Below are 16,665 nucleotides of genomic sequence, written 5' to 3' on the forward strand. Positions count from 1 at the left end.
CAACGGGAGCAACAGGTCCAACGGGAGTGACAGGAATAACGGGAGCAACAGGTCCGACCGGAGCGACAGGAATAACGGGAGCAACGGGTCCGACCGGAGCGACAGGAATAACGGGAGCAACAGGTCCAACCGGAGCGACGGGAGTAACCGGAGCAACAGGTCCGACCGGAGCGACAGGAATAACGGGAGCAACAGGTTCAACAGGAGCGACGGGAGCAACAGGTTCAACGGGTCCAACCGGAGCAACAGGAATAACGGGAGCAACAGGTTCAACGGGAGCAACAGGTTCAACGGGAGCAACAGGTTCAACGGGAGCAACGGGTCCAACGGGAGCGACGGGTTCAACAGGTTCAACCGGCCCAACGGGAATAACAGGTACAAGTATCACGGCGACGTATGCATTTGCAAATAATACGTCGGGTTCAGCGATATCGGTACTTCTTGGTGGAACGAATGTCCCGCTTCCAAATAATCAAAACATCGGTCCAGGAATTACTGTTTCTGGTGGAAATACAGTATTTACGGTTGCAAATGCTGGGAATTATTATATTTCATATACGATTAATATAACGGCTTCATTATTAGTCAGTTCTCGTATTACAATTAATGGAGCACCACTTGCTGGAACGATCAATTCTCCTGCGTTAGCAACGACATCATTTAGCGCAACAATTATTACAACTCTTGCAGCAGGAGATGCTATTAGTTTGCAACTATTTGGTTTGTTAGCTGTTGCAACATTATCAACAACTACACCAGGAGCTGTGTTAACGATAATAAGATTAAGCTAAATAATAACTCTCTTACTTTTTTAGATTAGGAGAGTTTATACATATAATAAGAAGTTAATGAAGTAAAGCATAGTTATACAAAAGTCAGAATATTATGATTGTAACGTTATGGTGACTATAATATAATGAAAACAACCTCATGAATGAACATTCATTTATTTTTATGTATTTGAAGGGGGAATGAAGATGGAAAAACCATGGTTGAAAAATTATCCAGAGGAAATTCCAAGTACAATTTCTTATGATATTCAGCCGCTTCATAAATATGTAGAACAGATGGCTTCTCGCTACCCAGAAAAGAAAGCGCTTCACTTTTTGGGGAAGGATATTACATTTTCAGACTTTCATGATAAGGTGAAGAGATTTGCAAATTATCTTCAAAAGCTCGGTGTGGAAAAGGGTGATCGAGTTGCTATTATGTTGCCGAACTGTCCGCAAGCTGTAATTGGTTATTACGGTACATTACTTGCAGGAGGTATCGTAGTACAAACAAATCCACTATATACAGAAAGAGAATTAGAATATCAGCTTCATGACTCGGGAGCAAAAGTCATTCTTTGCCTCGATTTAGTATTTCCAAGAGTGACGAATGTTCAATCTGTTACAAAATTTGAGCATATTATCGTAACGCGTATTGCGGACTTTTTACCCTTCCCTAAAAATCTATTGTATCCATTTGTGCAGAAAAAACAGTCGAATTTAGTTGTGAAAGTATCAGAGAGTGAAACGATTCATCTTTGGAACTCAGTAGAAAAAGAAGTGAATACGGATGTTGAAGTGCCTTGTGATCCTGAAAATGATTTAGCTCTTTTACAGTACACAGGAGGAACAACTGGATTTCCGAAGGGTGTTATGTTAACGCATAAAAACCTCGTTTCTAACACTTTGATGGGAGTTCAATGGTTATATAATTGCAAAGAAGGAGAAGAAGTCGTTCTTGGGGTTCTTCCATTTTTCCACGTGTACGGCATGACGGCTGTCATGAATTTAAGTATTATGCAAGGATACAAAATGGTTCTTATTCCAAAATTTGATATGAAAATGGTTTTTGAAGCGATTAAGAAGCATAAAGTGACATTATTTCCAGGGGCACCAACTATTTATATCGCTCTTTTAAATAGCCCGCTTTTAAAAGAATACGATATATCTTCTATTCGTGCTTGTATTAGTGGATCAGCACCACTGCCAGTAGAAGTACAGGAAAAGTTCGAAACAGTTACAGGGGGCAAACTAGTAGAGGGATATGGTTTAACAGAATCATCTCCAGTTACACATAGTAATTTTTTATGGGAAAAGCGAGTGCCAGGTAGCATTGGAGTTCCGTGGCCAGATACAGAAGCAATGATTATGTCGCTTGAAACTGGTGAGGCATTACCACCGGGAGAAATCGGTGAAATTGTAGTAAAAGGTCCTCAAATTATGAAAGGATATTGGAATAAGCCAGAAGAAACAGCAGCTGTACTGCAAGATGGATGGCTCCATACAGGCGATGTTGGCTATATGGATGAAGATGGCTTTTTCTATGTGAAAGATCGTAAGAAAGATATGATTGTTGCGAGTGGATTTAATGTGTATCCTCGTGAAGTAGAAGAAGTATTATATGAGCATGAAAAAGTGCAAGAAGTAGTGACGATTGGAGTTCCCGATCCATACCGAGGAGAGACAGTTAAAGCGTTTGTTGTGTTAAAAGAAGGTACAGAGTGTTCTGAGGAAGAATTAAATCAGTTTGCTCGTAAATATTTAGCGGCCTATAAAGTGCCGAAAGTATATGAGTTTAGAGATGAACTGCCGAAAACGACAGTCGGAAAAATTTTACGCCGTGTCCTAATTGATGAAGAGAAAAGAAAGAATGAGGATGAGCAAACGGGCTAAGGCCCTTTCTTTTTGAAAAAATAGGATTGACACTTTTCTAAATAGTCAGTATTATAAGAATATGAATGACTATTCATTCAGTCAGTCATCTTCTTGAAGGGGACAGTAAAGTGAAGAAAAATAGACCGAAATACAATCAAATTATTGATGCGGCAGTCATTGTGATTGCGGAGAATGGGTACCATCAAGCGCAAGTTTCTAAAATAGCAAAGCAAGCTGGGGTAGCGGATGGCACGATTTATTTATATTTTAAAAATAAAGAAGATATATTAATATCCTTATTCCAAGAGAAGATGGGAGAATTTGTCGAAACAATTCGTCAAAAAACAGCAGGAATTGAAAGCGCTGTATCGAAGTTATTCATGTTGGTAGAAACGCACTTCTTGCTGTTGTCACAAAATGATCCTCTTGCTATCGTTACGCAATTAGAGCTAAGACAGTCCAATCAAGAATTACGCCTAAAAATAAATGAAGTATTAAAAGGCTACTTACAAGTTATGGATGAGATTTTAGAGACAGGTATAAAGCAAGGTGAATTTCGAGCGGATTTAAATGTTCGCGTGGCAAGACAAATGATCTTTGGAACAGTAGATGAAGTTGTGACCAATTGGGTAATGAGCGATCATAAGTATGATCTGGTCGCACTTTCAAAAACGGTACATGGGCTACTTATTGCAGCTTGTGGTTATCGTCAATAATGGGAGGGATCATGTTGAAATTCCTATCTGTAAGAGTTGAAGATCATATCGCGGTGGCTACGTTAAATCATGCGCCAGCTAACGCGATGTCTTCACAAGTTATGCATGACGTTACTGAATTAATTGATCAAGTGGAGAAGGATGATAACATTCGTGTTGTTGTTATTCACGGTGAAGGGCGTTTCTTCTCGGCGGGAGCAGATATTAAAGAATTTACATCTGTTACTGAAGCGAAGCAAGCGACTGAATTAGCGCAGCTTGGACAAGTTACGTTTGAGCGCGTTGAAAAATGTTCAAAACCAGTTATCGCGGCAATTCATGGAGCGGCACTTGGCGGCGGCCTTGAGTTTGCTATGTCTTGCCACATGCGCTTTGCAACTGAAAGTGCAAAACTTGGTTTACCTGAATTAACACTTGGATTAATTCCTGGATTTGCAGGTACACAGCGATTACCACGTTATGTTGGGAAAGCGAAAGCTTGTGAAATGATGTTAACAAGTACACCGATTACTGGTGCAGAAGCATTAAAATGGGGACTAGTTAACGGAGTTTTTGCTGAAGAAACATTTTTAGATGATACGCTTAAAGTTGCAAAACAGATTGCTGGAAAAAGCCCAGCGACGACTCGTGCTGTACTAGAGTTATTGCAAACGACGAAATCGTCTCATTATTATGAAGGTGTACAACGCGAAGCTCAAATCTTTGGTGAAGTATTTACGAGTGAAGATGGAAGAGAAGGTGTAGCAGCGTTTTTAGAAAAACGTAAGCCTTCATTTAGCGGCAGGTAGTTTAATTATTTTTTAATATAAATTAACAGAAAATTAGAATTGATAGAATCTTTCTGAAAAACAAGGGGGTAAATGGAATGAACATCTACGTACTCATGAAACGAACATTTGATACAGAAGAAAAAATCGTAATTAAAAACGGTGCAATTTACGATGGCGAAGCGGAATTCATCATCAACCCTTACGATGAATATGCAATTGAAGAAGCAATTCAAGTAAGAGATGCACAAGGTGGAGAAGTTACTGTCGTAACAGTTGGTGGCGAAGATAGCGAGAAAGAACTTCGTACGGCGTTAGCGATGGGCTGCGATAAAGCGGTATTAATTAATATTGAAGATGATGTAGAAAATGGTGACCAGTTCACGACTGCAAAAGTGCTTGCTGAATATTTAAAAGATAAAGATGCAGATTTAATTTTAGGCGGAAACGTTGCAATTGATGGTGCATCTGGACAAGTTGGCCCGCGTGTAGCTGAAGCGTTAAATATTCCGTATGTAACGACAATTACAAAACTTGCAATTGACGGTAAAAACGTGAAGATTGAGCGTGATGTTGAAGGCGATACAGAAGTGATTGAAACTTCATTGCCAGTATTAGTAACAGCACAACAAGGTTTAAATGAACCACGTTATCCATCGCTTCCAGGTATTATGAAAGCGAAGAAAAAGCCACTAGAAGAATTAGAATTAGATGATTTAGATTTAGAAGAAGATGATGTGGAAGCAAAGACAAAAACAATTGAAATCTATTTGCCTCCTAAGAAAGATGCAGGAAAAGTGTTACAAGGCGAGCTGCAAGATCAAGTAAAAGAACTTGTATCGTTGCTCCATACAGAAGCGAAAGTAATCTAATAAAATACGAAATTATATATGCAGGAGGGAAAATCTATGGCTCGTAAAGTATTAGTAATGGGTGAAGTTCGTGATGGATCGCTACGTAACGTTTCATTTGAAGCGGTAGCAGCAGCAAAAACAATTGCAGAAGGCGGTGAAGTAGTAGGTCTTCTAGTTGGAGACAGCGTTGCCTCTTTTGCAAATGAGTTGATTCATTACGGTGCAGATCGCGTTGTGACAGTTGAAAATGATAAATTAAAATCATATACATCTGATGGGTATGCACAAGCATTTTTAGCTGTATATGCTGAAGAAAATCCAGAAGGTATTGTATTTGGACATACAGCACTTGGTAAAGATTTATCACCAAAATTAGCAGCGAAGCTTGAAGCTGGTCTAGTTTCTGACGTAACTGCTTTAGAAGTTGAAGGTGGAAATGTTATCTTTACTCGTCCAATTTACTCTGGTAAAGCGTTTGAGAAGAAGATTGTAACAGACGGCATCTTATTTGCGACAGTGCGTCCAAATAACATCGCAACGCTTGAAAAAGATGAGTCTCGCAGTGGTGACGTGTCTTCTATTACAGTAGATGTGAAAGACTTACGTACAATCATTCAAGATGTCGTCCGTAAGACGGCAGAGGGCGTTGATCTTTCTGAAGCAAAAGTTATTATCGCTGGCGGACGCGGTGTGAAGAGTGAAGAAGGATTCAAGCCATTAAAAGAGTTAGCTGACGTATTAGGCGGCGCTGTTGGAGCATCTCGTGGTGCTTGTGACGCTGAGTATTGCGATTACTCATTACAAATTGGTCAAACTGGTAAAGTTGTTACACCAGACCTGTACATTGCATGTGGTATTTCTGGTGCGATTCAGCATTTAGCTGGTATGTCTAACTCAAAAATAATCGTTGCGATCAATAAAGATCCAGAAGCAAGTATTTTCAAAGTAGCTGACTACGGTATTGTTGGCGATCTATTTGAAGTTGTACCTCTTTTAACAGAAGAGTTTAAAAAGTTAAAAGTACATTCATGATTTGAGTACCCTTGAGTTCCAAGTGAAGTACCCCTATATATAGAAAAAGGTGAGAGATCCCCTGTCTCTCATCTTTTTAGTATGTAATCCGTATTTTTATATAGTATAAAGGAACACTTTTTTGTTACAATACATAACGATACATATTATTCGCCACGTATATAAGTTAATGATATACTCTTGGTAGAATATACTTGAAGGAGGAAATAAAATGGCAATTGTAAACGCAAATGACCAAAGCTTCGCAGCTGAAACTAGCGAAGGTGTTGTATTATTAGATTTCTGGGCACCTTGGTGTGGACCTTGTAAAATGATCGCTCCTGTATTAGAGGAAATTGATGCAGAACTAGGCGAAAAAGTAAAAGTAGTAAAAGTAGACGTGGATGAAAATCAAGAAACTGCTCGTCAATTCGAAGTAATGAGCATTCCAGCTCTTTTCGTATTAAAAGACGGTAAAGTAGTTGATCAAGCGTTAGGTTACAAACCGAAAGAAGCGTTAGTGGAATTAGTTTCTAAACACTTCTAAAATAAAAGGGCTACCATTTGGTAGCTTTTTTTATTTTCCTTTTTTACACCTTTCCGTTACAATAAAAGAACGTATGTTGGGTGTTTTGGCATAGTATGTTTTCATGTGAAAATAAAAATGCTAAGCATGTAGAAATGGAGGGTAACGAGTGCACGAACATTTAAAAGAGAAATTGGCTATTTTACCAGATCAACCTGGTTGTTATTTAATGAAAGATAAGCAAGGAACGGTTATATATGTCGGAAAGGCAAAAGTGCTTAAAAATCGTGTGCGCTCGTACTTTACTGGTTCGCATGACGGGAAAACACTTCGGCTAGTAGGAGAAATTGTAGATTTTGAATATATTGTAACCTCCTCAAATCTAGAGGCTCTCATTTTAGAGTTGAACTTAATAAAAAAGCATGATCCAAAATATAACATTCAATTAAAAGATGATAAAACATATCCTTTTATTAAAATTACAGCTGAGAAACAACCACGATTACTTATTACGAGAAATGTAAAAAAGGATAAGGGAAAGTATTTTGGCCCTTATCCGAATGCACAATCAGCTCATGAAACGAAAAAACTGCTAGATCGTATGTATCCGCTTCGTAAGTGCTCAAATATGCCCGATAAAGTTTGTTTATATTATCATATGGGTCAATGTTTAGCGCCTTGTGTGAAAGAAGTGACGGAAGAACAAAACAAAGAAATTGTAGATGAAATTATTAAGTTTTTAAATGGTGGGCATAAAGAAGTTCGTTCAGAATTAGAAACAAAAATGTATGAAGCTTCAGAGAAACTAGAGTTTGAACGTGCAAAAGAGTTACGTGATCAAATCGCTCATATCGATGCGATTATGGAAAAACAAAAGATGATTATGAGTGATTTAGTGGATCGTGATGTGTTTGGGTATGCAGTTGATAAAGGGTGGATGTGTGTTCAAGTTTTCTTCGTTCGAAAAGGAAAGCTAATCGAACGTGATGTTTCTATGTTTCCAATCTACGACGAACCAGAAGAGGGATTCTTAACGTTTATCGGTCAATTTTATGAAAACAGCAGTCATTTTAAGCCGAAGGAAATCGTCGTTCCAGGAAGTATCGATTCAGAATTAGTAGAACGCTTTTTAGAAGTGGAAGCGACACAGCCGAAACGCGGTAAGAAAAAAGATCTTGTAGAACTGGCAAATAAAAATGCGAAGATTGCTCTTGAAGAGAAATTCTATTTAATTGAGCGCGATGAAGAGCGAACGATTAAAGCTGTAGAGAATTTAGGGAAGCGGCTCGGAATTGAAACGCCTCATCGTATTGAAGCGTTTGATAACTCAAATATTCAAGGCACAAATCCTGTTTCTGCAATGATTGCTTTTATTGATGGGAAACCAGCTAAGAAAGAATACAGGAAATATAAAATTAAAACGGTTCAAGGGCCAGATGATTATGAGTCTATGAGAGAAGTTGTGAGACGCCGTTATACAAGGGCACTGAAAGAGAACTTACCTTTACCAGATTTAATCATTATTGATGGCGGAAAAGGCCATCTGGCGGCTGCAAGTGATATTCTAGAAAATGAGCTCGGTTTATATATTCCGATGGCAGGTCTTGTGAAAGATGACAAACATAAAACATCCCATTTAATTATTGGGGATCCACCTGAACCTGTGATGCTTGAGAGAAATAGCCAAGAATTTTATTTATTGCAGCGCATTCAAGATGAGGTGCATCGATTTGCAATTACATTCCATCGTCAATTACATGGGAAATCTGTCATTCAATCGGCACTCGATGATATTCCTGGAATTGGAGATAAACGAAAAAAGATATTGTTAAAACATTTCGGATCGCTAAAAAAGATGAAAGAGGCTTCTGTAACAGAATTTGTCGAAGCGGGTATGCCGAAAAATGTCGCAGAGACGATTTATACTTATTTAGCGGATAAGAAGACGTTGTAGTTTACAACGTCTTCTATTTTTTGGTATAATTTCTGAAGATTTAAAATAAATTCAAATGAATGAAAATGCAAAAAGTCAACTAAACTGATATGTCTAGTTGACTGCGGGTAATGCTACACTTCAATGAGATCTTTTATATCCCATTTTACAAGAAATGTAATAGAGTCTGAACGTTTTTTCTTTTCTTCGTAGGACTCTGCAACGACGTTTCGTTGCTTTTGAATTTGTTCAGCGATGAACCCAGCTTCTAATTGATAAGAAGAATGTCTTTTTTGTTTTTGACGTTCAGCGATGAGTGTGCCTTTAAGTTGGAACTGCATTTCACGACGCTTATGTTCAATAATGCTTAAAGTGCCCCAGCCAGCTTTTTCAAAGAACTGAATGACTTCTTCAATTGTGTCTAGTGGATATTTTCTTGCAAGGTTTCTACCGGACCAGTATAAAATACCATCTAGATCGTTACCGATTAAATCAGGTAGTAATTCTTCACGTAGCAATTCGTAAGCGAAGGCGTTCAATGAAACATCTTCTAAAGATGTTGTATCGATTGTATTTTTACTCACAATATTCCCCTCTTTCTATAGGGATTATTATATAACATTTCTCATTTATAAAAACAGATTTTTCTTTGGGAAAATCTGAATATATAAGAAGAAAAAAAGAATTGGCAAATTATATGCAAATTATGTATACGTTTTCTTGACGCTTCGACAAAAATAGGAGTAAAATGAACTTGGTATCAAATTATGCTGAAATATTTCGAATAATTTTTTCAGTTTTTCTTATGCCAATAGTGAAAAAACATTATTGCCATAAACTAATCTGAAAACAGCAGTCAATCATTCAAGGGGGGTAATGGGGACATGAAAGGCCGCGAGTATACGTTTCGTAAGTGGCACTCATTAATGGGGGTCATCCCGGTTGGTGTCTTTTTGACGCAACATTTAATTGTAAACAACTTTGCAACACGAGGAGCAGAGGCTTTTAACAAAGCTGCAGGCTTTATGGAGCTCCTTCCATTCCGGTATGCGCTAGAAATTTTCATTATCTTTTTACCAATACTGTACCATGCTATATATGGTTTATATATTGCATTTACAGCTAAGAACAATGCGGTTTCTTACGGTTATTTCCGTAACTGGATGTTCGTCTTCCAAAGAATTTCAGGTATCGTTACACTGATTTTCATTTCTTGGCACGTCTGGGAAACTCGTATTCAAGCAGCGTTAGGTAAAGAGGTAAACTATGATATGATGGCAGATATTTTAAACAATCCAGCTATGTTTGCATTCTACTTAGTTGGTGTTGTTTCAACAATTTTCCACTTTGCAAATGGACTATGGACATTCTGCATCAGCTGGGGAATTACAGTATCTCCACGTTCACAAAGAATCTCTACTTATGTAACATTAGCTATTTTCTTAGGTCTATCTTATGTAGGTGTGAGTGCATTATTAGCGTTCATCGATCCACAGCTAGCAAACCAGTAAGGAGTGGGAGAGCATGAAAGGGAAACTTATAGTAGTCGGCGGTGGCTTGGCTGGCTTAATGGCAACGATTAAAGCGGCGGAAGCAGGAGTAAATGTTGAACTGTTCTCTTTAGTACCAGTAAAACGTTCGCATTCTGTATGTGCCCAAGGTGGAATTAACGGTGCCGTAAATACGAAAGGTGAAGGGGATTCTCCATGGATCCACTTTGACGATACAATTTATGGTGGGGACTTCTTAGCGAACCAACCACCAGTTAAAGCAATGTGTGAAGCAGCACCTGGTATCATTCATTTAATGGACCGTATGGGTGTTATGTTCAACCGTACGGAAGAAGGACTTCTTGATTTCCGTCGTTTTGGTGGAACGCAACATCACCGTACAGCATTTGCTGGTGCAACAACTGGACAGCAATTACTATACGCATTAGATGAGCAAGTACGTCGTCACGAAGTAGCAGGACTTGTAACGAAATATGAAGGTTGGGATTTCTTACGAGCTGTTATTGATGATGAAGGTGTGTGCCGAGGAATCGTTGCACAAGACTTACAAACTATGGAGATTAGAAGTTTCCGAGCTGATGCCGTGATTATGGCAACAGGGGGCCCTGGTATCATCTTCGGAAAATCAACAAACTCCATTATCAATACAGGTACAGCAGCTTCTGCTGTATATCAACAAGGCGCATATTATGCAAACGGTGAGTTCATTCAAATTCACCCAACGGCAATTCCTGGAGACGATAAATTACGTCTGATGAGTGAATCTGCACGTGGTGAAGGTGGACGTGTTTGGACATATAAAGATGGTAAACCATGGTACTTCTTAGAAGAAAAATATCCGGCTTACGGAAACCTTGTACCTCGTGATATCGCAACGCGTGAAATCTTTGATGTTTGCGTAGAGCAAAAACTAGGTATTAACGGTGAAAACATGGTGTACTTAGATCTTTCTCATAAAGATCCGAAAGAACTAGATATTAAACTTGGTGGAATTATTGAAATCTATGAGAAATTTACAGGTGACGATCCTCGTAAACTACCAATGAAAATCTTCCCAGCTGTTCACTATTCAATGGGCGGGCTATGGGTTGATTATAAGCAGATGACAAGCATTCCAGGTTTATTTGCAGCAGGTGAGTGTGATTATTCTATGCACGGTGGTAACCGTCTTGGCGCGAACTCACTGTTATCAGCAATTTACGGTGGTATGGTAGCAGGACCAAATGCAATTGAATATATGAAAGGTCTTTCTAAATCATCAGATGCCGTTTCATCTACTGTGTATGAACAAAATGAATTAATCGAAACAGAGAAATTTAACAATATTTTAACGCTTGATGGTAACGAAAATGCGTATGTTCTTCATAAAGAGCTTGGAGAATGGATGACAGATAACGTTACAGTAGTTCGTGAAAATAAAAAATTATTAGAAACAGATGCAAAAATTGAAGAGTTAATGGCTCGCTACAAACGTATTAACATTAACGATACAGCGAGATGGAGCAACCAAGGTGCTTCATTTACACGCCAACTTGCAAATATGTTTGAATTAGCACGTGTTATTACAATTGGCGCATATAACCGTAATGAGAGCCGTGGGGCGCATTACAAACCTGAATTCCCAAATCGTGATGATGCAAACTTCTTAAAAACTACGATGGCGAAATTTGAAGGAGAAGGAAATGCACCGGCATTCCATTACGAAGACGTGGATATTTCATTAATTAAACCACGTAAACGTGATTATTCTTCAAAACACGATGTAGCTGCTAAGAGTGAAGAGAAGGGGGATAAACAACATGTCTGAGAAAACAATCCGCCTCATCATTACGAGACAAGACGGACCAGATGCGCAAGCGTTTGACCAAGAGTTTGAAATTCCGTATCGTCCGAATATGAATATTATTTCGGCGCTTATGGAAATTCGTCGTAATCCTGTCGATGCAAAAGGAAACAAAACAACTCCGATTGCATGGGATATGAACTGTTTAGAGGAAGTATGTGGTGCATGTTCGATGGTGATTAACGGAAAACCACGTCAATCATGTACAGCTCTTATCGATCAATTAGAACAACCAATTCGCTTAAAACCGATGAAGACATTCCCGGTTGTTCGTGACTTACAAGTTGACCGTAGTCGCATGTTTAATGCTCTAAAACGTGTTAAAGCTTGGATTCCAATTGATGGTACGTATGACTTAGGACCAGGACCAAGAATGCCTGAGAAGAAACGTCAATGGGCTTATGAGCTTTCAAAATGTATGACATGTGGTGTTTGCTTAGAATCATGTCCAAACGTAAATAGTAAATCGGACTTTATTGGACCAGCTCCGTTATCACAAGCTCGTCTATTCAACTCACATCCAACGGGTGAAATGCATAAAGCAGATCGCTTACGTGCAATTATGGGTGATGGAGGACTTGCAAACTGTGGTAACTCTCAAAACTGTGTGCAATCATGTCCAAAGGGTATTCCGTTAACAACTTCAATTGCGGCGTTAAACCGTGATACAACAATTCAATCGTTCAAAGATTTCTTTGGTAGCGACAATAACTATTAAAAAATATTGCCTCTTCATTTCGAAGGGGCAATATTTATAACTGTATTATTCTGTTTATTCTGTTTATTTTGAAGTGAAAAGGAGAGGGAACAATGAAGAGAATTTCTTATATTGAAGACTTTGAGCAATGGGAAAGTGGTTTTTCGTTTTACAATCCTGTAAAGGTTCGTTTTGGTGAAGTAGATATGTTTGGACATGTAAATAATGTCGTTGCCTTTACCTATTTTGAAGAAGCACGTATCGCATTGTTTAAAGAACTTGGATTTATGCAAGAATGGACGCATGAATCTTCAGAAACGATGATTGTTGTTGCGGATTTACAATGTAATTTTATTAAGCAAATATATTTTGATGAACAGTTGAAGGTGTATGTAAAAGCTGGATCAGTTGGAAATTCTTCATTAGATTTGCATTATATGGTGAAGAATGCAGAAGGAGAAGTTTGTTTAGTTGGTCGTGGAATGATGGTCCAAGCGTCGAAAAAAACGGGAAGAGGCGAACCGTGGCCTGAAGAGTGGAAGAAAAAATTAATACAATGATAGAGTGAAAGAAAAATAAGAGAGCAATTTGCTCTCTTATTTTTTGTCTTCCATCGCCTCTTCTAATGTTAAATGATGTTTATATATGTATGTAGCGTATGGATTTCCAACGTAGCGCAAATGCCACGGTTCATATGAGTATTCTGTTGTTTCTGTTTTATCTTCTAAATAACGAATGACAAAGCCAAATTCATGAGCATGTTTTGCAACCCATTTACCTTCGTTTGTCTCTCCAAAAATAGGCTCTAATTGGAATTTAGCAGATTTTGAACTAATATCCATTGCTAAACCAGTTTGATGTTCACTCGTACCGGGAATGGCACTTACTGAATCCGCCTCAGCTTTTCCTTGACGTCTAACGTATGTATCATGTAATGATTTTTGGCGTTTGTATGAACGATAACCAGATACAGCTGTAAGTTCAAGTCCTTCTTTCTTTGCCGCTTCAAACATACTTTCAAGCGCATCTGCAGCATCTTTGCGCAGCAATGTTTTTTCTTTATCTTTTGGACTAGTAAATGGTACGTTTGGTCTCGTTAAGTCTTCAGGTGTGTATCCGTCTGGTAGTTTTCGATGTTTATTAACTAATACAAGATTAGACTCTGGATTTGTTACAACGGAAAAATCATTGTCTAGCTTCTTTGCATTATGATCAGCTTTTGGAAAAGCAGGAATCTCTTCTTTTTGGTGGTTACTATGCTGTTGACTTTCGACAGCTTTCGCATTATTTTGTAGTGGTGATTTAGAACTAAAGTAAGCGAAAGAAGTGATACCGATTACAATAGTAGTGGCAGAAATAATAATTATCTTTTTCATGATGCCTTGTAATCACAGTCCTTTCTTAATAAAATGTGTATCGTTTCTTATTATAAGTCTAGTTTAATGAAAAAGAAATATAAGAGTCGTAACGTAATAGAAATGCAAAGAAAATGTCAGAAAATGTGTGAAATTGTAGTATTTTTTTATATAATTCATTTCTTGTCTTTCATGAAATTCATTTTTTATGTAATATATATACATAAGAAGATGTAGCGATTATCGAGAATAAAGAACTTCTTGTATAGACTAGGAGTGAATGGGAATGGATTTTGCAACACTTATTGGAATTATTTTAGGAGTAGTGGCGGTAGTAGTAGGAATGGTCGTCAAGGGCGCTGACGTAATGGCCTTAGTTAATCCTGCCGCAGCATTAATTATTTTCGTTGGTACATTTGCTGCAGTATGTATAGCATTTCCAATGAATCAATTAAAAAAGATTCCAAAATTATTTAAAGTTCTTTTTGGTTCTAATAAAAAAGATTTAAGTTATGAACAGTTGCTAGAATTGTTTGTTCATTGGACATCTGAAAGTAGAAAATACGGTATTTTGTCTTTAGAGCAGCAATTAGACAAAATTCAAGATGAATTTCTTTTGCGTGGTATGAAATTTGTGATTGATGGCGTATCTGCAGAAGATTTAGAACAAATTTTAGAAGCTGAATTAGAAGCAATTGAAGAAAGGCATGCAAAGGGAGCAGCAATTTTTTCTCAAGCTGGTACATATGCACCAACATTAGGGGTTTTAGGTGCTGTTATTGGTCTTGTAGCTGCACTTGGTAATTTAACTGATATTGAAAAGTTAGGTCACGCTATTTCGGGTGCATTTATTGCAACGATTTTTGGTATTTTCTCAGGTTATATACTATGGCATCCATTTGCAAATAAATTAAAGCAAAAATCTGCAGCTGAATTAGAGAAAAAACGTTTAATTATTGATTGTCTATTAATGTTACAAGAAGGTACATATCCGTTTATTATGAAGAACCGCATTTTAGGTGCACTTTCTGCAACTGAGCGCAAAAAGCTTGAAAAAGGGGCAGAAAAAAATGCGGAGTAAAAAAAATAGAAGAAGTAAAAAGAAAAAACACGAAGAACATATCGATGAAACTTGGCTAATCCCTTATTCTGATATGTTAACGTTGTTGTTTGCATTGTTCATCGTTTTATTCGCAATGAGCAGTATAGATGCTGCTAAGTTTAAACAGATGGCTGTTGCTTTTCGAAGTGAATTAGCTGGTGGAACAGGTAACAAAGAATTTTTAAGTGATCAGAAGCCAAATGATGAAAAGGAATTATCAGCAAGTAGTTTAGAGTCTGAGAAGATTAAAAAGAATGCTGAAGCTGAAGTAAAGCAACAAGAAATGAACGAATTAAAAGCGGTACAAAAAGGTATTGATAAGTATATTGAGGAAAATCGATTATCTTCTTCTTTTAAAACTGATTTAACAGAAAAGGGATTGAAGGTAACGATATTAGAAAATGTACTATTTGATTCTGGGAAAGCGGACGTAAAATTAGAATCGTTAAGTATTGCGAAAGAAATGTCTAATTTACTTGTTTCAGCATCACCTCGTGAAATCACAGTATCTGGACATACAGATAATGTTCCTATTGCAAATGCGCAATTTGCATCGAACTGGGAATTAAGTACGCAGCGGGCAGTTAATTTTATGCAAGTATTACTGCAAAATAAAGAATTACAACCAGGAAAATTTAGTGCAGTTGGTTACGGAGAATACCGGTCAATTGCTCCAAATGATACGCAAGAAGGAAAAGCGAAAAATAGACGTGTAGAAGTGTTTATTTTACCTTTAACGAGAAATTTGCAATAAAAGAGGATGGCACATGCCATCCTCTTTTATTTTGCATCAAATGATTTTAAGTTGTCATGGCGGATTTTATCTTTTTCTGCATCTGATTTTTTGAAATCATAATCATATAAAGCGCCTTCCCAATCGCCATACATTGGATTTGGGAAAATAATAAATTTCTCCCCAAATTGTGCTTTTGAATCTGAGACTGCTTGGTTTCGGTCCTTTACAGACTTTCCATCAAAACCAGTGAAGTCAGATAAGTTATCACCGAAGAATAAAACGATATCATGTGTTTGAGAAACGAGTTCACGACGTTTTTCTTTTCCTTTTTCTTTCGGGTCTTGTAGTAATATATGTTCTTTCGTTGCTTGAGGAGCGCCTACACGCTCAAGGTTTTTAATTGTTGCATCTAGTTGGTTTGTTTTACGATTTGAGATGTAGTAAATATCTACACCTTTAGACTCTGTATATTTTAAGAAATCAATTGCACCTGGAAGGGCCTCAGCTTCAGCCTTATTAATCCAATCATCCCATTTATACGGATAGCCTTTTCCTGTTTTTACGCTCATTGCTTGATGAGGACTGTTATCTAAAACAGTTTCATCTAAATCAAGTACGATAGCGGGTTTTTTCTCGGTTCCTTTTGCAAGAGCTGCATCAAGCTTCAATTGACCGATATTGTATCCTTGGTAGTACAATGCTTTCGTTTCACCGGCTGTTTGATACCATAAATCAGCCATTAATTGCTGGTCTGTTAATTTTACTTTCTCTTCTTTCGCCACTGTTTTCTCTTGCGTTCCTGAACATGCTACAAGCGATGTAGATAGAACCGCTACAGATAATAAAGTGGTAATGCCCCTCTTCATCTTCATATGTATCCTCCTTGATGTTAAAAAATCATCTTATATTATATATTAAAATATAAAATTTTTTTATGAACATTTGCATATTGTCTTTTGTATATGTAGT

The 16,665-nt window shown here is 37.6% G+C and carries 17 protein-coding genes; 14 read left to right on the top strand and 3 right to left on the bottom strand.

The genetic code is table 11. The features are described from left to right. From RTP99_RS23935 to uvrC, 8 genes are all read left to right on the top strand, one after another. The coding region (locus RTP99_RS23935; protein WP_483861661.1) for a BclA C-terminal domain-containing protein at positions 1-791 on the top strand (791 nt) is incomplete at its 5' end. Positions 792-977: 186 nt separating this feature from the next. Further along, complete coding sequence (locus RTP99_RS23940) at positions 978-2,663, top strand: long-chain-fatty-acid--CoA ligase (protein ID WP_000414718.1); 1,686 nt, start codon at positions 978-980, stop codon at positions 2,661-2,663. 110 nt (positions 2,664-2,773) lie between these two features. Further along, the gene (locus tag RTP99_RS23945; protein ID WP_000742224.1) at positions 2,774-3,361 is read left to right on the top strand and encodes a fatty acid metabolism transcriptional regulator FadR; all 588 of its coding nucleotides are present in this window, start codon (positions 2,774-2,776) and stop codon (positions 3,359-3,361) included. Positions 3,362-3,372: 11 nt separating this feature from the next. Then, on the top strand, positions 3,373-4,149 hold the full coding sequence (locus RTP99_RS23950) for an enoyl-CoA hydratase (protein ID WP_000911295.1): 777 nt from the start codon (positions 3,373-3,375) through the stop codon (positions 4,147-4,149). A 77-nt stretch (positions 4,150-4,226) separates the two neighbouring features. Beyond that, positions 4,227-5,000 (top strand): electron transfer flavoprotein subunit beta, encoded by a 774-nt coding sequence (gene etfB / locus RTP99_RS23955; protein WP_001029026.1) that lies wholly within the window; start codon positions 4,227-4,229, stop codon positions 4,998-5,000. 36 nt (positions 5,001-5,036) lie between these two features. Next, positions 5,037-6,014: an electron transfer flavoprotein subunit alpha gene (etfA, locus tag RTP99_RS23960; RefSeq protein ID WP_000101965.1), complete on the top strand. Its 978-nt coding sequence runs from the start codon at positions 5,037-5,039 to the stop codon at positions 6,012-6,014. A 211-nt stretch (positions 6,015-6,225) separates the two neighbouring features. Beyond that, the gene (gene trxA / locus RTP99_RS23965; RefSeq protein WP_001018943.1) at positions 6,226-6,540 is read left to right on the top strand and encodes a thioredoxin; all 315 of its coding nucleotides are present in this window, start codon (positions 6,226-6,228) and stop codon (positions 6,538-6,540) included. A gap of 148 nt (positions 6,541-6,688) precedes the next feature. Next, the gene (uvrC, locus tag RTP99_RS23970; RefSeq protein WP_000544279.1) at positions 6,689-8,473 is read left to right on the top strand and encodes an excinuclease ABC subunit C; all 1,785 of its coding nucleotides are present in this window, start codon (positions 6,689-6,691) and stop codon (positions 8,471-8,473) included. Positions 8,474-8,586: 113 nt separating this feature from the next. Here the strand turns inward: uvrC and RTP99_RS23975 are convergent, their stop codons facing one another. Beyond that, the gene (locus RTP99_RS23975; protein ID WP_000042220.1) at positions 8,587-9,036 is read right to left on the bottom strand and encodes a YslB family protein; all 450 of its coding nucleotides are present in this window, start codon (positions 9,034-9,036) and stop codon (positions 8,587-8,589) included. 300 nt (positions 9,037-9,336) lie between these two features. On the opposite strand from RTP99_RS23975, the gene sdhC reads away from it, so the two are divergent. The 4 genes from sdhC to RTP99_RS23995 all read left to right on the top strand — a co-directional run bounded on the left by sdhC (position 9,337) and on the right by RTP99_RS23995 (position 13,063). After that, entirely contained in the window at positions 9,337-9,963 is a 627-nt protein-coding gene (sdhC, locus tag RTP99_RS23980) for a succinate dehydrogenase cytochrome B558 (RefSeq protein WP_000678352.1), read from the top strand. A gap of 13 nt (positions 9,964-9,976) precedes the next feature. Next, positions 9,977-11,770 carry a succinate dehydrogenase flavoprotein subunit gene (sdhA, locus tag RTP99_RS23985; protein ID WP_000676735.1) on the top strand — a complete coding sequence of 598 codons (1,794 nt, stop codon included), beginning with the start codon at positions 9,977-9,979 and terminating at the stop codon, positions 11,768-11,770. Then, positions 11,763-12,524, top strand: coding sequence for a succinate dehydrogenase iron-sulfur subunit (gene sdhB, locus RTP99_RS23990; protein WP_001291825.1), 762 nt, complete (start codon positions 11,763-11,765; stop codon positions 12,522-12,524). Before sdhA ends, sdhB begins: the two co-directional genes overlap by 8 nt. A 92-nt stretch (positions 12,525-12,616) precedes the next feature. Further along, positions 12,617-13,063, top strand: coding sequence for an acyl-CoA thioesterase (locus RTP99_RS23995; protein ID WP_000822739.1), 447 nt, complete (start codon positions 12,617-12,619; stop codon positions 13,061-13,063). A 36-nt stretch (positions 13,064-13,099) separates the two neighbouring features. Here RTP99_RS23995 and RTP99_RS24000 read toward each other — a convergent pair whose 3' ends face one another. After that, on the bottom strand, positions 13,100-13,879 hold the full coding sequence (locus RTP99_RS24000) for a M15 family metallopeptidase (RefSeq protein ID WP_000720209.1): 780 nt from the start codon (positions 13,877-13,879) through the stop codon (positions 13,100-13,102). Positions 13,880-14,144: 265 nt separating this feature from the next. On the opposite strand from RTP99_RS24000, the gene motA reads away from it, so the two are divergent. Both motA and motB read left to right on the top strand, forming a co-directional pair. After that, positions 14,145-14,939, top strand: coding sequence for a flagellar motor stator protein MotA (gene motA, locus RTP99_RS24005; protein ID WP_000344868.1), 795 nt, complete (start codon positions 14,145-14,147; stop codon positions 14,937-14,939). Further along, positions 14,929-15,714, top strand: a complete 786-nt coding sequence (gene motB / locus RTP99_RS24010; protein WP_001256752.1) for a flagellar motor protein MotB — start codon at positions 14,929-14,931, stop codon at positions 15,712-15,714. The genes motA and motB overlap by 11 nt, the downstream gene beginning before the upstream one ends. Positions 15,715-15,740: 26 nt before the next feature. Here motB and RTP99_RS24015 read toward each other — a convergent pair whose 3' ends face one another. Then, the gene (locus tag RTP99_RS24015) at positions 15,741-16,568 is read right to left on the bottom strand and encodes a 5'-nucleotidase, lipoprotein e(P4) family (RefSeq protein WP_000782777.1); all 828 of its coding nucleotides are present in this window, start codon (positions 16,566-16,568) and stop codon (positions 15,741-15,743) included. Positions 16,569-16,665 lie beyond the last annotated feature (97 nt).

This window comes from Bacillus sp. (in: firmicutes), assembly GCF_031983925.1.
GTDB lineage: Bacteria > Bacillota > Bacilli > Bacillales > Bacillaceae_G > Bacillus_A > Bacillus_A pacificus.

Bases quoted from the DNA above. Each gene is read 5' to 3' on its own strand.
- sdhA (WP_000676735.1), top strand. From the start codon at position 9,977: ATGAAAGGGAAACTTATAGTAGTCGGCGGTGGCTTGGCTGGCTTAATG.
- motA (WP_000344868.1), top strand. From the start codon at position 14,145: ATGGATTTTGCAACACTTATTGGAATTATTTTAGGAGTAGTGGCGGTA.
- etfB (WP_001029026.1), top strand. From the start codon at position 4,227: ATGAACATCTACGTACTCATGAAACGAACATTTGATACAGAAGAAAAA.
- RTP99_RS23950 (WP_000911295.1), top strand. From the start codon at position 3,373: ATGTTGAAATTCCTATCTGTAAGAGTTGAAGATCATATCGCGGTGGCT.
- RTP99_RS24000 (WP_000720209.1), bottom strand. From the start codon at position 13,879: ATGAAAAAGATAATTATTATTTCTGCCACTACTATTGTAATCGGTATC.
- trxA (WP_001018943.1), top strand. From the start codon at position 6,226: ATGGCAATTGTAAACGCAAATGACCAAAGCTTCGCAGCTGAAACTAGC.
- motB (WP_001256752.1), top strand. From the start codon at position 14,929: ATGCGGAGTAAAAAAAATAGAAGAAGTAAAAAGAAAAAACACGAAGAA.
- etfA (WP_000101965.1), top strand. From the start codon at position 5,037: ATGGCTCGTAAAGTATTAGTAATGGGTGAAGTTCGTGATGGATCGCTA.
- RTP99_RS23995 (WP_000822739.1), top strand. From the start codon at position 12,617: ATGAAGAGAATTTCTTATATTGAAGACTTTGAGCAATGGGAAAGTGGT.
- RTP99_RS23940 (WP_000414718.1), top strand. From the start codon at position 978: ATGGAAAAACCATGGTTGAAAAATTATCCAGAGGAAATTCCAAGTACA.
- RTP99_RS24015 (WP_000782777.1), bottom strand. From the start codon at position 16,568: ATGAAGATGAAGAGGGGCATTACCACTTTATTATCTGTAGCGGTTCTA.
- sdhB (WP_001291825.1), top strand. From the start codon at position 11,763: ATGTCTGAGAAAACAATCCGCCTCATCATTACGAGACAAGACGGACCA.
- sdhC (WP_000678352.1), top strand. From the start codon at position 9,337: ATGAAAGGCCGCGAGTATACGTTTCGTAAGTGGCACTCATTAATGGGG.